The organism is Nitrospirota bacterium, from assembly GCA_035873375.1.
Classification (GTDB): Bacteria; Nitrospirota; Thermodesulfovibrionia; order Thermodesulfovibrionales; family JdFR-85; genus BMS3Bbin07.
This window is the reverse complement of the sequence record JAYWMQ010000043.1, coordinates 65365-80080: the sequence shown is the minus strand read 5'-3', so window position 1 is coordinate 80080 and position 14716 is coordinate 65365. Positions and strand designations below refer to the sequence as shown.

At 46.0% G+C, this 14716-nt stretch carries 16 protein-coding genes; 6 read left to right on the top strand and 10 right to left on the bottom strand.

Annotated elements, in window-relative coordinates; translation table 11 throughout:
- Positions 1-52 precede the first annotated feature (52 nt).
- The 9 genes from VST71_09320 to VST71_09280 all read right to left on the bottom strand — a co-directional run bounded on the left by VST71_09320 (position 53) and on the right by VST71_09280 (position 7895).
- Positions 53-991 (bottom strand): aspartate carbamoyltransferase catalytic subunit, encoded by a 939-nt coding sequence (locus tag VST71_09320; protein ID MEC4685914.1) that lies wholly within the window; start codon positions 989-991, stop codon positions 53-55.
- An 81-nt stretch (positions 992-1072) separates the two neighbouring features.
- Positions 1073-1603: a bifunctional pyr operon transcriptional regulator/uracil phosphoribosyltransferase PyrR gene (pyrR, locus tag VST71_09315; protein ID MEC4685913.1), complete on the bottom strand. Its 531-nt coding sequence runs from the start codon at positions 1601-1603 to the stop codon at positions 1073-1075.
- Between the two features lie 156 nt (positions 1604-1759).
- Complete coding sequence (locus VST71_09310) at positions 1760-2179, bottom strand: F0F1 ATP synthase subunit epsilon (GenBank protein ID MEC4685912.1); 420 nt, start codon at positions 2177-2179, stop codon at positions 1760-1762.
- Positions 2180-2250: 71 nt separating this feature from the next.
- Positions 2251-3675, bottom strand: coding sequence for a F0F1 ATP synthase subunit beta (gene atpD, locus VST71_09305; GenBank protein ID MEC4685911.1), 1425 nt, complete (start codon positions 3673-3675; stop codon positions 2251-2253).
- A gap of 80 nt (positions 3676-3755) precedes the next feature.
- Positions 3756-4622, bottom strand: coding sequence for an ATP synthase F1 subunit gamma (atpG, locus tag VST71_09300; protein ID MEC4685910.1), 867 nt, complete (start codon positions 4620-4622; stop codon positions 3756-3758).
- 126 nt (positions 4623-4748) lie between these two features.
- Positions 4749-6257, bottom strand: coding sequence for a F0F1 ATP synthase subunit alpha (gene atpA, locus VST71_09295; protein MEC4685909.1), 1509 nt, complete (start codon positions 6255-6257; stop codon positions 4749-4751).
- Positions 6258-6261: 4 nt separating this feature from the next.
- A complete protein-coding gene (gene atpH / locus VST71_09290) occupies positions 6262-6807 on the bottom strand; it encodes an ATP synthase F1 subunit delta (GenBank protein ID MEC4685908.1) in 546 nt (181 codons plus the stop codon).
- A gap of 1 nt (position 6808) precedes the next feature.
- The gene (gene atpF / locus VST71_09285) at positions 6809-7435 is read right to left on the bottom strand and encodes a F0F1 ATP synthase subunit B (GenBank protein MEC4685907.1); all 627 of its coding nucleotides are present in this window, start codon (positions 7433-7435) and stop codon (positions 6809-6811) included.
- 34 nt (positions 7436-7469) lie between these two features.
- Entirely contained in the window at positions 7470-7895 is a 426-nt protein-coding gene (locus tag VST71_09280; GenBank protein MEC4685906.1) for an ATP synthase F0 subunit B, read from the bottom strand.
- Positions 7896-8093: 198 nt separating this feature from the next.
- Here VST71_09280 and VST71_09275 point away from each other — a divergent pair, with 198 nt between their 5' ends.
- A complete protein-coding gene (locus VST71_09275; GenBank protein ID MEC4685905.1) occupies positions 8094-8522 on the top strand; it encodes a hypothetical protein in 429 nt (142 codons plus the stop codon).
- Between the two features lie 58 nt (positions 8523-8580).
- Here VST71_09275 and VST71_09270 read toward each other — a convergent pair whose 3' ends face one another.
- Complete coding sequence (locus VST71_09270; protein MEC4685904.1) at positions 8581-8769, bottom strand: ferredoxin; 189 nt, start codon at positions 8767-8769, stop codon at positions 8581-8583.
- A 183-nt stretch (positions 8770-8952) separates the two neighbouring features.
- On the opposite strand from VST71_09270, the gene VST71_09265 reads away from it, so the two are divergent.
- Genes VST71_09265 through thiD form a run of 5 tightly spaced genes read left to right on the top strand, consistent with a single transcriptional unit; the run spans position 8953 to position 14703 of the window.
- A complete protein-coding gene (locus VST71_09265) occupies positions 8953-11355 on the top strand; it encodes a heavy metal translocating P-type ATPase (GenBank protein MEC4685903.1) in 2403 nt (800 codons plus the stop codon).
- Between the two features lie 32 nt (positions 11356-11387).
- Positions 11388-12434 (top strand): hydrogenase expression/formation protein HypE, encoded by a 1047-nt coding sequence (gene hypE, locus VST71_09260; protein ID MEC4685902.1) that lies wholly within the window; start codon positions 11388-11390, stop codon positions 12432-12434.
- 46 nt (positions 12435-12480) lie between these two features.
- On the top strand, positions 12481-12906 hold the full coding sequence (locus VST71_09255; GenBank protein ID MEC4685901.1) for a hypothetical protein: 426 nt from the start codon (positions 12481-12483) through the stop codon (positions 12904-12906).
- Between the two features lie 5 nt (positions 12907-12911).
- Positions 12912-13901, top strand: a complete 990-nt coding sequence (locus VST71_09250) for a peptidylprolyl isomerase (GenBank protein MEC4685900.1) — start codon at positions 12912-12914, stop codon at positions 13899-13901.
- Between the two features lie 4 nt (positions 13902-13905).
- Positions 13906-14703 carry a bifunctional hydroxymethylpyrimidine kinase/phosphomethylpyrimidine kinase gene (gene thiD, locus VST71_09245; GenBank protein ID MEC4685899.1) on the top strand — a complete coding sequence of 266 codons (798 nt, stop codon included), beginning with the start codon at positions 13906-13908 and terminating at the stop codon, positions 14701-14703.
- Positions 14704-14716 lie beyond the last annotated feature (13 nt).

Sequence of the window (14716 nt, the reverse complement as noted above, 5' to 3'; positions counted from 1 at the left end):
CTCATCATCTATCCAGGCTCCTCTTTATCCGTCCCTTTCAGAACCACCGGATTCAGCCTCTCCTGCCCGAAAGCAGGTAAAGCACCGCCATTCTTGCGGCAATACCGTTTGTCACCTGCTCAAGGATTACGGATTGTGGACTGTCGGCAACATCCGAGACTATCTCGATCCCACGGTTCATTGGACCGGGATGCATCACTATTGCCCCGGGCTTTGCAAGGGAAAGCCGCTCCAGGGTCAGTCCCCAGAGTCTGAAATACTCATCTGTTGTGGGGAAAAACCCCCTGTCCTGCCTCTCCATTTGTATACGCAGCATCATAACAACATCAATATCCCTGAGTCCCTCCTCCATATTATGAAATATCTCGATATCGGGATCAATAAGCCCCTCAGGAATCAGGGTTGGCGGACCAATCAGTCTGACTTCCGCACCCAGGGTCCTGAGACAGTAAATATTGGACTTTGCAACACGACTGTGCAGTATATCTCCGACAATGGCAATTTTAAGTCCCCTTATCCTGCCATATTTCTCCATAATCGTGAAGGCATCAAGAAGCGCCTGGGTAGGGTGCTCGTTAATGCCGTCACCTGCATTAATCACTGAGGCATTCAGGTGTCTTGCAAGGAGGTGAGGGACCCCTGAGGAGGAGTGCCTGATGATAACAACATCAGCACCAAGGGCCTGTATCGTCATGGCTGTATCGATCAGGCTCTCACCCTTTACCACGGAGCTGGCTGAGACGGAGAAATTTATTACATCCGTGCTGAGCCTTTTGGCTGCAAGCTCAAAAGAGGTCCTCGTCCTCGTTGAGGGCTCAAAAAAGAGATTAACCACGGTCTTTCCCCTGAGGGTCGGAACCTTCTTGATGTCTCTCCGCAGGACATCCCTGAAACCCACCGCAGTATTCAGAATCAATTCAATCTCATCACGGGACAGGTCTTTTATGCCTACAATATCCTTGTTCCTGAGTTGCTGGCCTGTCTCACTCACTTATTGTTTCACCCCGTACAAGTTGCAAGTTTCGGATTATACGTAATCCCTTACTCTCCTATTGTCTCATAACGTTTTTTCTCAATCCTGGTTAAGGACAACCCTGTCTTTACCGCCCTCTTCCAGAAATTCAACCACTATGTTTTCTTCATGGGAAGTTGGAATATTTCTTCCCACAAAGTCCGCACGTACAGGCAGTTCCCTGTGCCCCCGGTCTATAAGGACTGCAAGTTCAATCCTTGCCGGCCGCCCTATATCCATTAAGGCATCCATTGCCGCCCTTATTGAACGGCCGGTAAACAACACATCATCCACCAGAACAACCACCTGTCCGGTTATCTCAAAAGGTATGTCTGTTTTTCTTACCGCAGGATATTCCTTGCGGATATTGAGGTCATCCCTATACAGGGCAATATCCAGTGCACCAACAGGCACATCCCGTCCCTCTATCAGCTTGATCTTCTCGGCAAGTCTTTTAGCCAGGTAAACTCCGCCCCTCTGAATACCCACAAGACAGACTCTTTCCACTCCCCTGTTCTTCTCAAGAATCTCGTGAGCCATTCTTGTAATGGTCCTGTCCATATCCTTGCTATCAAGAAGTTCCTTAGGCATGACATAAAAAAACCTTTCCCCCTGCTTTCAGGAGAAAGGTTTTCAATACATTAATTGCGGTTTTTAGAGTAATCTTCAGATCCCCCTGCCTTACCGGCCTCACCGGGTCAGTTTAAAGGCAGCAATATTAAAACATGAATCTGCAACTTTTTTCAACTACAGGGATTTTTGATGTCCCTTTTTTTCAGCAAGCTGCACCCTTATGATCGCCCTGTCAAGTGCAGCCTGTGCACGGGCAAAGTCAATCTCTTCCTGCTTTCTCAACCTCTCCTCAGCGCGCTTCATTGCATTTTTTGCCCTTTCCACATCTATATCCTCTGCACGTTCGGCACTGTCTGCAAGGATCAAAACCCTGTCTTCATTAACCTCTGCATAACCGGAATTAACAAAGACATAACTTACTGTTCCACCCTCTTTGCACACAAGCATCCCGATCTTGAGGGTGGTTACAAGGGGTACATGTCCCGGCAAGACTCCAAACTCACCCTCCGAACCGGTAGCAACTACCTCATCAACCTCTTCTTTCAGAACCAAACCGTAAGGTGACACCACCTCAAGGGTTAATTTTTCAGCCATTTAAAACTCCATTCTGTAATTTCTATCACCATAATCTTTAATTCAGCATTACCCGTTAAGTGCTTGGATTATCAGGCCTTGCTCCATCCAAGCTTTGCAGCCTTCTCCTCGGCTTCTTCAATGGTACCGACCATATAAAATGCCTGTTCCGGCATGTCATCATATTTACCGTCAATTATAGCGTTAAAGCCCTTTATTGTATCTTCCAGTTTCACGTACTTTCCAGGGGTGCCCGTAAATGTCTCTGCAACATGGAATGGCTGGCTAAGGAATCTCTGTATCTTTCTTGCCCTGGCAACCGTCAACTTGTCATCTTCTGAAAGTTCCTCCATACCAAGAATTGCAATGATATCCTGGAGTTCCTTGTACCTCTGCAGAATTATCTGGACACCACGTGAGACATTATAGTGTTCATCGCCGACAACCCTTGGATCAAGAGCCCTTGATGTAGAGTCAAGGGGGTCAACGGCAGGATAGATACCGAGCTCGGAAATCTGCCTCGAAAGAACAACCGTCCCGTCAAGATGTGTAAATGCCGTGGCAACTGCAGGGTCTGTAAGGTCATCGGCAGGGACATATATAGCCTGCATGGATGTAATGGAGCCCTTTTTCGTTGTTGTAATCCTCTCCTGAAGCATTCCCATATCAGTTGCAAGGTTTGGCTGATAACCCACAGCAGAAGGCATCCTGCCGAGAAGGGCGGAGACCTCGGAACCTGCCAGTGTGTACCTGAATATATTGTCTATAAAGATAAGGACGTCCTGTCCCTGGTCTCTGAAATACTCTGCTGCTGTAAGCGCTGTAAGGGAGACCCTCAATCTTGCGCCAGGGGGCTCGTTCATCTGTCCATAAATAAGTGCTGCCTTGTCAATAACACCTGATTCCTTCATCTCAAGATAGAGGTCATTGCCTTCCCTTGTCCTTTCACCAACACCGGCAAAGACGGAAACACCACCGTGAACAAGGGCGATATTATGAATCATCTCCATGATAACAACGGTCTTGCCAACCCCTGCACCACCAAACATTCCCATTTTGCCACCCCTGACAAATGGAACGAGGAGGTCAAAAACCTTAACGCCTGTTTCAAATACCTGGGTTGTCGGCTCCTGCTCATCAAACTCAGGTGCCAGCCTGTGAATCGGCCACCTCTCATCCGTCTCGATGGGACCAGCCTGATCATAAGGCTCACCGATAACATTGATTATCCTGCCGAGTGTTGCCTCACCTACAGGAACGGTTATCGGCTGACCCGTATCTGCGACACTCATACCGCGAACCACTCCATCCGTGGGTCCCATAGCGATTGCCCTGACTATATTGTCCCCAAGATGGGACGCCACCTCAAGGGTAAGCCGGATATCCGAGGTGCCTTTCTCAGGGTCTGCGGGTTGCTCTATTTTCAGGGCATTCAGTATCGCAGGCAGTTCTGTCTCAAATTCCACGTCAAGCACTGCACCTATCACCTGAACAACCTTTCCTTTATTCATCCTTATACCTCCTGTATTGATTGTCTATTTGATAAATGAATAATCCCTTTTTATTTCCAATTGTCAATAATCAATCCTGTCAATCGTCAATCATTAATCGCCTCAGCTCCACCGACTATATCCATAAGTTCCCTGGTAATAGTTGCCTGACGCGCCTTATTATATTCAAGGGTCAATCTATCGATCATGTCTTCTGCGCTCTTTGTGGCATTTTCCATCGCCGTCATCCTCGCAGCCTCTTCTGAAACACGGGACTCCAGCATGCTTCTGTAAATCTGAATCTCAACACTCTTCGGCAGCAACCTGTTAAATATCTCTTCCTCGGCAGGTTCAAAGAGAAAATCCTTCATCTCCTCTTCCTCTTTATGCTCCACTTCACCTAATGGAAGAAGACGCAGTTTGGTAACCTTCTGGGAAGCAACTGACTTGAATTCGTTGTATATGAGATACAACTCATCAAATGTCTCATCGATATACTCGTCCATTAAATCAACTGCTATTTCCTGAGCTGATGTATAGGATATCTTTCCGGATAGCCCGGTCCAAACCTGTCTTATCGGAGTGTTTCTACGTTTAAAATAATCCTTGGCCTTTCTGCCAATAGTGCTTATACTTACCTCAAAACCCTCTGTTCTAAGGTCTCTGACAAGACTCTCCCCTGCCTTTAAGACATTGGTATTAAAGGCTCCACACAGGCCCTTGTCACTTGTAAGTATTAAAACCTCAACGGTCTTCCTCGGTCTTACCTTAAGCAGGGGGTGCCTGTCCTGGCCTCCCGGCTGTGCAAGTGACAACAGAACCTCCCTCATCTTGTCCGAATAGGGTCTCAGGGCAAACATCCTATCCTGCGCCCTCCTCAGCTTGGCGGCAGAGACCATCTTCATCGCCCTCGTTATCTTGGACGTACTCTTGATGGAGGTTATTCTTCTTTTTATATCTCTTAAGGTTGCCATCTATCCCTCTTTATTTATTGACTATTGACTATTGAGAAGTCTCATTTACATTCATTCATCAATCGTCTTTTGATTAACCATTCCTGATTTATGCCTTTCGCATTTTTCAATTGTCAATCTTCAATTTTAAGGCTGAAACGTTGATTTAAAGGCAGATATTGCCTCATTAATTTTATTCTTAAGCTCCTCATCAAGGGCTTTTTTAGTCATTATCTCCTCTTTTATTTCAGGTTTCTGACTCCTGAAATAACTGAGAAGTCCCTGCTCAAAGCTGCCTATAGCCTCAACCGGGAGGTCATCAAGGAACCCCTGAGTGCCCGCATAAAGCACTATTATCTGCTCATCCATCGTGAGTGGCTGATACTGGCCCTGCTTCAGCAGCTCCACCATCCTCTTCCCACGTTCTATCTGCATGAGCGTTGACTTGTCAAGGTCGGAGCCGAACTGGGCAAAGGCTGCCAGCTCCCTGAACTGTGCAAGGTCCAGCCTCAGGGTTCCTGCAACCTGTTTCATTGCCTTTGTCTGTGCAGCGCCACCAACACGGCTGACTGAAAGGCCGACATTAACAGCAGGTCTGATACCGGCGTAAAAAAGATCAGGTTCAAGATATATCTGGCCGTCTGTAATGGATATAACATTGGTCGGGATGTATGCCGAGACGTCACCAGCCTGTGTTTCAATTATTGGAAGTGCCGTCAGGGAACCTCCACCAAGCTTGTCCGAGAGCTTTGCCGCCCTCTCAAGCAATCTTGAGTGCAGATAAAAGACATCTCCAGGGTATGCCTCACGTCCTGGCGGACGCCTCAGTAGAAGCGAGAGCTGCCTGTAAGCAGCAGCCTGCTTACTTAAGTCATCATATATTATAAGTGCGTGTTTGCCGTTATCCCTGAAGAATTCACCCAAGGCACAACCCGAATAAGGGGCAATATACTGCAGTGGTGCCGGCTCTGAAGCTGTAGAGGCAACAACGATTGTATAATCCAGCGCCCCATTCTCTTCGAGTGTCTTGACTACCCTCGCAACTGATGCCCTCTTTTGACCGATTGCAACATAGATACAGAAAACATCGGTGTCCTTCTGATTGATAATGGCGTCTATTGCAATGGCTGTTTTTCCTGTCTGACGGTCACCAATAATAAGTTCCCTCTGCCCCCTGCCTATCGGAATCATTGCATCTATCGCCTTCAAACCCGTCTGCAAAGGCTCACCAACAGGCTGTCTGTCCACTATGCCGGGTGCAACAATATCGACATGCCTTGTGTCTTTTGTATCAATCGGACCCTTGCCGTCAATGGGCTGGCCAATGGCATTGACAACCCTGCCGAGCATTGCATCACCAACAGGAACTTCCATGATCCTGCCGGTACGTTTTACGATATCTCCTTCCTTAATGAAGGTATCCTCACCAAAAAGCACCGTACCAACCATGTCTTCCTCAAGGTTCAGTGCCATGCCGAAGACATTATTAGGAAACTCCAGAAGCTCACTCGCCATGGCATTTTCCAGACCATAAACCCTGGCAATACCGTCACCAACACTCAAAACAGTCCCGATCTCGCTGACATCAACCTTTTTTTCAAAGTCGCTAATCTGCTTTTTAATCAGCTCGCTGATTTCTTCAACCTTGATTTCCATCATATCACCCCTTTATTAACTCTTCTTTTAATAGCCTGAGCTGACCCTTCAGGCTACTGTCGTACATCGTACTGCCAACCTTCACTACAATACCGCCAAGCAGTTCCGGATCATAAAGATACTCAATATCAACATCCCTGCCTGTAAGTTTCCGGAGAGATGCTACAAGCCTGTCCTCATACTTCCCGTCAAACTTAAACGGTGTTACTACAGTGGCCTTCGCCTTCTTCTTTTTCTCAAAATATATATTAACAAAATGCCTGATGATATCCGGAAGGGCTGACACCGCCTTGTGCTGAGTGATAAAGACAAGAAAGTTTCTTGTCACCTCAGAGAATCCAAGCTTCCCGGAAAGAGCCTCAATCGTCTTCTGTCTCTCTTCCTCTGCAAATAGTGGGCTCAGAAAAAAGTTCTTTATCTCCTTGCTTCCGTTCATCAGGTCATTGATAATATTCAACTCGGCAATGGCCCTTTCGGCAAGATCCACACCTGTAGTATTAAAAAACATCCTCGCATATTTCTTTGCAAATCTCTTCTCTTTACCTGCCATCCTAACCCTCTAACCTCTTAATGGATTCTTCAAGGAGCCTCATCTGTTCTTCTTCCGTGAGCCTTTCCCTAAGCCTCTTTTCTGCCAATTTCAGTGCCAGCCCTGAAGCCTCTGCCCTCAGAGCTGCCTTGGCATTCTTCAGTTCCATCTCTATATTCGTCCTGACCTGCTGTCTTATCTTCTCGCTCATCTCTTTACCCTGCTCAATCAGATTATCATGCTCCGCCTGGCCGGACTGTTTTGCAGATTCAATTATCCTCTCTATCTCCTGGTCTTTAAGCGTCAACTTTTCTTCCACTTCCTTAAGGGCCTTCTGTGCCAGCTCCTTTGCTTCTCTTGCCTCGGTCAGCGACTTCTCTATCAATTCGGTCCTTTGTTTAAAATAGTCCTTCATGGGTTTTTTGAGAAATTTCAGAAGGATAAACAGAAGGATGGCGAAATTGACTATCTTCCATAGCCAACTCTGCCAGTCACTGCCGCCCTCACCCTCTCCTTTCATGGCAAAGACTGCTGCTGCATGAGACAGTGAAAGGACAAAGACTATAACAAAACTGATAAAAGGGGAAATAGACTTTCGATTTTTGATTTTCGATTTTTGATTTTCTTTATTGCTCACGTTCTTATTCATACCTCATTTAATTATTAATAAAAGGTTTTTGTATTTATACTTCTACTTCAATAAGCTTTTCAACAATCTCTTCCGAGAACCTTCTCACATCATCACCAAGGAGTCTGCGGACTTTCTCGGTCTCTCTTCTTATCTCTGCCTGTGCCGCATCTATCTCCTTCAGGGCTTCCGCCTGGGCCTGTGCAATCATCTCTTTCTGTTTCAGGAGACCTTCCTGCCGCAAAGAGTTGTAGAAATCTTTTGCCTTCTCTCTTGCATCAGATAGTTCCTTATTAAACCTGGCTAATTCCTCATCCTTCTTTTCGTTAAGCCTCTTCGCCTCCTCAATGGCACCGTCTATATTTTCCTTTCGCTCTTTAAAGAGATTCAGGAGTGGTCTGAAAAGCAGGATATTAAGCAGAAACAGTAAAATAAGAAAATTGGCTAACTGGACAAAAAACCATTTGTTTAATTCGAGCATCTTCTCTCCAGGGGTTTAAGTTTTATATAGTTATGTGAAATCGTGGTGAACTTTATCACAGATATTTGTCCTTTGTCAAGAATGTAGAGAAAAAAAATTCTTATAGAATCAAAAGTTTTTTAAATTGACCTGCTCTTGCAATATGCTATAATGCTATAATTAGGGCATGATTTTAAAAAAACATGGCAAGGAGGACTTATGGCTTTTTGGGATAAGCTGAAAAAAGACATCAAGAAAGGCTTTGATGAGGGATTACACGCCTTCAAGGAAGGAACAACTGTTATCAAGAAAAGGGCTGGAACCCTGTCTGACGACGTTAAGAAAAAGGTGAAGGTATTTGAACTAAAACAGAAGATTCAGGTTCTCCTGACAGACCTTGGCGGAAGGGTCTACGAAGTTGCGTCCGATAAGAGAAGAAACCCCATGACCAATGAAAAAATTACCGCTATTGTCGAAAAGATCAGGAAGATAGAGGGTCAGATCGAAAAGCTTGAAGCCGGAATACCAAAAAAAGTGACGAGGAAAGCCAAGCCGGGGAAAAAGACCGCCAAAAAGGCTACAAAAAAAGTAACTTCTAAAAAACCTGCTGGAAGGGCCGTTTCCGGAAAACGTTCTAAAAAGGCATAAAAACAGAAAAACAGAATATCAGGAAAGGGGGAGGGATAAATGCCCTCCCCGCCTTTCACTAATCTTCCATTTTAATAGCTTCAGTCGGACAGACTTCAACTGCCTCCTGACAGTCACAGGTATCACAGGCATCAGGATTCTTCACATGAGCCTTGTCATCATCCTGCATCTCAAAGACATCAGGGCATATTGCCACACATGACTCACATCCCTCACATAAATCCCAATCAATTACAGGTTTTGCCATAACAAACAACCTCCTTTCAAAGATATTCACCTGCTATGCAGGTAAGTACATGCTAATCATTCGCCGCTCTGTCTTTTTCATAATTTCTTCATCAATTAGAGTATATAATACAGTATAGAATAATAGTATAATATTTCAAATAATAAATTAAATGAAAGACAAAAAATCCATAAGGCATCCTGAATGAGAATAACCTTACCTGTAAAGGGGATGACGTGTGCCTCCTGTGTAAAGGCAGTGGAGAGGGCCCTGAGTAAAATCGAAGGGGTCACGGAAGTGTCAGTAAATTTTGCCTCTGAAAAGGCATCAATTACCGCAAGTGATTACATTCCAATTGAAAGTCTGATTCAGGCTGTTAAGGCAGAGGGATACGACGTAGCAACTTCAAGGCTGGAATTTGCAATAAGGGGAATGACATGTGCTGCATGTGTGGCAGCAGTTGAGCGGGCCTTAAAGAAACCCTATGGTGTGGTGAGTGTCAATGTCAATCTCGCGTCCGAAAAGGCGGTGGTTGAGTATATTCCAACGCTCACCGGGTTTGAGGATTTCAAGAAGGCAGTAAAGGCAGAGGGATATGAGGCAGAGGCAATAACAGAGGAGTTCACAGACAGGGAAAAGGAGAGCCGGGAAAGGGAATACAGGAACCTCCTGCTGAAGTTCAGGGTCAGTGCCGTCATTTCAGCTCTGATTCTCCTCGGAAGCTTTACCAGCATACCCCTCCTGTCAAGCTGGTATACCCTCTTCCTGCTTGCCACTGTAGTCCAGTTCTGGGCAGGCATACGGTTTTACAGGGGTGCATGGGTGGCTATAAAGCATCTCTCAACAAACATGAACACCCTTATTGCCATGGGCACATCTGCAGCCTACCTCTATAGCGTAACAGCAACCTTCTTCCCCGAAATATTTGAAAGTGGTGGGCTGAAGGCACATATTTATTTTGATACCTCATCAATAATAATCACTCTCATACTCCTGGGGCGTCTTCTTGAGGCAAGGGCAAAGGGGAGGACATCCGAGGCCATAAGGAAACTCATCGGACTTCAGGCAAAGACGGCAAGGGTGGAGCGCAATGGAAGAGAGTCGGAAATACCCATTGAAGAGGTTGTGGCAGGTGATACGGTTATTGTACGGCCAGGAGAAAGGATACCTGTGGACGGAATTGTGACAAACGGTTATTCCTCAGTTGATGAATCCATGCTGACAGGCGAAAGCCTCCCCGTTGAAAAGGCTGCAGGCGATACGGTCTTTGGCGGAACGATTAACAAGTTCGGCAGCTTTAAATTAAAGGCAACCAGGATCGGCAGGGAAACAGCCCTGGCACAGATAATCCGTTTGGTGGAGGAGGCACAGGGAAGCAAGGCACCCATACAGAGGCTTGCTGACAGGATTGCCTCCATATTTGTACCCGTTGTAATCATAACAGCAACCATCACTTTTGTAATATGGTATTTCTTTGGGCCGGAGCCGGCATTTACAAGGGCCTTGATGAATTTTATCGCTGTTCTGATTATTGCCTGCCCCTGTGCCCTTGGGCTTGCCACGCCTACGGCGATAATGGTGGGAACCGGAAAAGGAGCAGAAAAGGGTATCCTCATCAGGAATGCAGAAGCACTTGAGACAGCCCACAGGATACAGACCATTGTACTGGACAAAACAGGCACCATAACAAAAGGAGAACCTGAACTGACTGATATAATAAGCACGGACGGCTCTGATAAAAATGCGGTCCTGCAGCTATCTGCATCAGCCGAGAAGGTCTCGGAACACCCTCTGGCTGAAGCCATTGTCAGGAAGGCTAAAGAACTCGGACTTGATCTAAGAGAACCTGAAAAGTTTGAGGCAATACCCGGAGGTGGAATACGAGCAAGGATTGGCACTGACAATATTTTTATCGGCAACCTCTCTCTGCTTGAAAAGGAAGGTGTTGACCTGACCGGAGTCCCGGATATGGTTGAAAGACTCTCATCAGAGGGTAAGACAGCAGTCCTTGTATCAGTCAACAATAAGGTGAGGGGTGTTTTCGGAATAGCTGACTCAATAAAAGAGGGCTCGGTCGAGGCCATCTCGGAACTGAAAGAAATGGGAATTGAAGTTGTCATGCTGACAGGAGACAATGAACGGACAGCTGCCCGCATTGCCGAGATGGTTGGAATTGACAGATTTTTTGCAGGGGTTTTACCGGAAGGAAAGGTTGAGGCTGTGAAAAAACTGAAAGACGAGAAAAAGATAGTCGCCATGGTAGGTGACGGGATTAATGATGCACCTGCCCTTGCAGAGGCACATGTGGGGATAGCAATTGGAACAGGAACCGACATTGCAATGGAGGCATCAGATATAACACTCATTAAGGGAGACCTCAGAAGCGTGGTTGAAGCCATCAAGCTGAGCAAACTCACCCTCAGGACAATAAAACAGAACCTCTTCTGGGCTTTTTTCTATAACGTTGTTGGAATCCCGATTGCTGCCGGGATTCTTTATCCCTTTGGAGGACCGCTGCTGAACCCTGTGTTTGCCTCTGCAGCCATGGCCTTCAGTTCAGTCTCTGTTGTAACCAACTCCCTGAGGCTGAGAAAAAAGAGACTTTAAAAAACAACCAGAAGGGAGAAGAACTAAAAATTATGATTATTGACCGAAAAGACGGGAATGAAAAGATTCTCCTTGCCCACGGCAGTGGCGGCAAGGCAATGCATTCCCTGATACGGGATGTACTCGGTCCGCTCATCAGTATAGAGGACTTCAATGACTCTGCCGTAGTCCCGTTAGAGATAAAAGACGCTGACAGGGGAACAATGAACGGAAGGCTCGTTTTTACTACTGACAGCTACGTTGTCTCACCGCTCTTCTTCCCGGGCGGAGATATTGGTTCCCTGTCAGTCAACGGCACCATCAATGACATCTCCATGACAGGTGCCTCCACACTCTGTCTGTCCCTGAGCCTCATCATTGAGGAAGGCCTTCCCATGGATGCACTCGTGGAGATACTCGGCTCTGTAAAGAATGCCTCAGAGGCAGCAGGTGTCAGGATTATTACCGGAGACACAAAGGTGGTCAACAAAGGAAAGGGTGACGGAATATTCATCAACACCTCGGGTATCGGGTTGGTACGCAAAGGGATATGCCTCTCACCTAAAAATGTCATACCCGGCGATGTGGTAATTCTGAGTGGTCCCATCGGCAATCACGGTGTGGCTGTTATGGCTGAACGTAACGGACTCACCTTTGAGCCGCCTGTTCTGAGTGATACGGCAGCCTTAAACGGACTGGTAGATACCATGCTTTCACACACACCTGATATTCATGCCATGAGGGACCCCACCCGCGGTGGACTTGCAACAACCCTTAAAGAGATAGCCCTTGAGGCTGGTGCATGTATAGAGATAGATGAGGAGAAAATTCCCCTGACCGCACGGATCAGGGGTGCCTGTGAGTTGCTGGGGATAGACCCCCTGTATGTGGCAAACGAGGGTGTGCTTGTTGCTTTTGCAGGCAGAAATGTGGCAAAATCTTTATTAAATGCAATGAAGGAGCACCCTCTTGGCAAAGACTCGGCAGTAATTGGAAGGGTAACAGGAGGGCCGGAAAGGACTGTCCTGCTTAAAACCCTGATAGGTGGAACCAGGATTGTAGACATGCTCCATGGCGAGCAGCTACCACGCATATGTTAAAGAGCAGGAGGGTATCCAAAATTCAGGCATAACCCGATACAAACCAATGTCAGAAAAAGTAGTGCTACGTTTTCAGGATGGTTCAACAATTAAAGGCAGCCTCAGGGATTTCTCGGAGATTGCCAAAGAATTCACTATTGAAGAGCACCCTTCCGGCAACATTTTAAATGTCAGGATTGACCTGCTTAAGGCTATTTTCTTTGTAAGGTCCTTTGAGGGCAACCCTTCCTACAGGGAGATTAAACGCTACGGAATCTCAAGGGAAAAAGGCAGGAAGGTTTATGTCAGATTTAAAGACAAAGAGAGCCTACTTGGTTATCTTGAAGGGGAGCTTCCTTGGCAAAAGGGTTATTTTCTCTCAAAATCAGATAACGACAAAACAGGGTTCTTTCTTATTCCTGTTGATGAAGGGTGCAATAATATAAAGATTTTTGTTGTTGGTGCAGCGATTGAAGATATCACCCTTATGTAAAAATAATGACAAAACTAACAGAATACGGAAAAGTGGCTAAGGTAAGGTTTCTCCACCTCATTACAGGATTAACAATTCTAATGCTATTTACGGCATCTGCTTCAGCAAGCATACTCCTTGACAGGGTCGTGGCGGTCGTGGACAGAGATGTGATTACCTGGAGTGAGTTATACAAGGCCATGGAATTCGAACTTTCGGGCAAACTCGCAGGGCTCTCTCCTGAAGAAAAAGAAGAGCAACTCAAGAGATATGAAAAGGACTTTCTCGATATGCTCATTGACACGAAGATACAACTCAATGAGGCAAGCCGGTTGAACATAGGTGTATCCGAAAAAGACATAAACTCTGCAATTAACCGGATCCGACAGAAATACGGCCTCAGTGAGAAAGAGTTTCTTAAGGCACTGAAGAATGAGGGCTTCACGCTACAGGAATACAAAAAGAAGGTGACGGAACAGATAACCCTAAGCAAACTGGTCAACATCGAGATAAGAAGTAAAATAATCGTTACAGAAGGTGAGATAGAGGAATACATAAAAACAAGCGGCGATAGTTTTGATTTATCCGAAAGTTACAGAATCCGCCACATTATCTTCCCGGCCGGAACGAATGAAGAAAAAGCTGATGCAAGGAAAAAGGCAACAGAGGTAATTAAACTACTTGACAGTGGTGAATCGTTTGAAAGTGTTGTAAGAAAATTTTCCGAAGGATCGGATGCTTCAAAAGGCGGTGACCTCGGTTTCATAAAGAAGAAGGACCTTGCAAAGGAATTTCTCCAGGTAATAGAAGGAATGAAAGTTGGAGAGTATAGCCAACCCTTCTGGTCGGGCAAGGGATTTCATGTTATTATGCTTGAAGGAAAAAGCCTGCCGGATTCGCAAGCAGCCCTTAGGAAAAAGGTGCGCGAGATACTCATAGAGAAAAAACTCAGAAAGTCTTTAAAAGAGTACCTCCGTTCCCTCAGAAGCAGGGTCTTTATTGAGGTAAAACTCTGACCATATGAAGACGGCCCTCACTATAGCTGGCTCTGATCCAACATCCGGTGCAGGGGCACAGCTTGATATCAAGGTTTTTCAGCGTATCGGAGTACACGGCCTCTCTGTACTTACATCAATTACAGCACAAAACAGTGCAGCCGTCAAATCCATCCATCCCGTTGAACCCCATGCAGTAAAAGAACAGCTTGCAGTACTGCTTGAAGATGTCAGGGTGGATGCACTCAAGACAGGCATGCTTTACAGCAGCTCAATAGTGGAAGTAGTATCAGGAATACTTAAAAAATACGGGATAAAAAAGGTTGTGGTAGACCCTGTAATGGTATCCTCCTCAGGTATGCCCCTCGTTGAAGAGGGGACAGTTGAGAAGATGATGGAGATACTCTTTCCCTTAACCACCATTATAACCCCAAACATATATGAGGCATCCCTCCTGAGCGGAATCAATATCGAGGGATTTGACGCATTATACGAGGCTGCCGGAAAAATCAAGGATATTGGGCCTGAAATAGTGATTATAACAGGAGGACATTTCTCTGCTACCGAACATGCTACTTCAAGGGGCAGCAGAGATGCGGTTGTCGATCTCTACTATGACGGCTCAGAGTTTCACCGGATTGAGTCGGAAAGATTTGCTGGAGAATATCACGGCACAGGCTGTGCTTTTACCTCTGCGCTAACCGCATACCTCGCACTTGGTAATTCAGCCCTTGAGGCATCAAGGACGGCAAAGAAATTTACAGTTGATGCCATCAGAAATGCCTATTACATAGGCAGCGGCATGAGGATGCTCAGGGTTTAATCGGAATGATGGA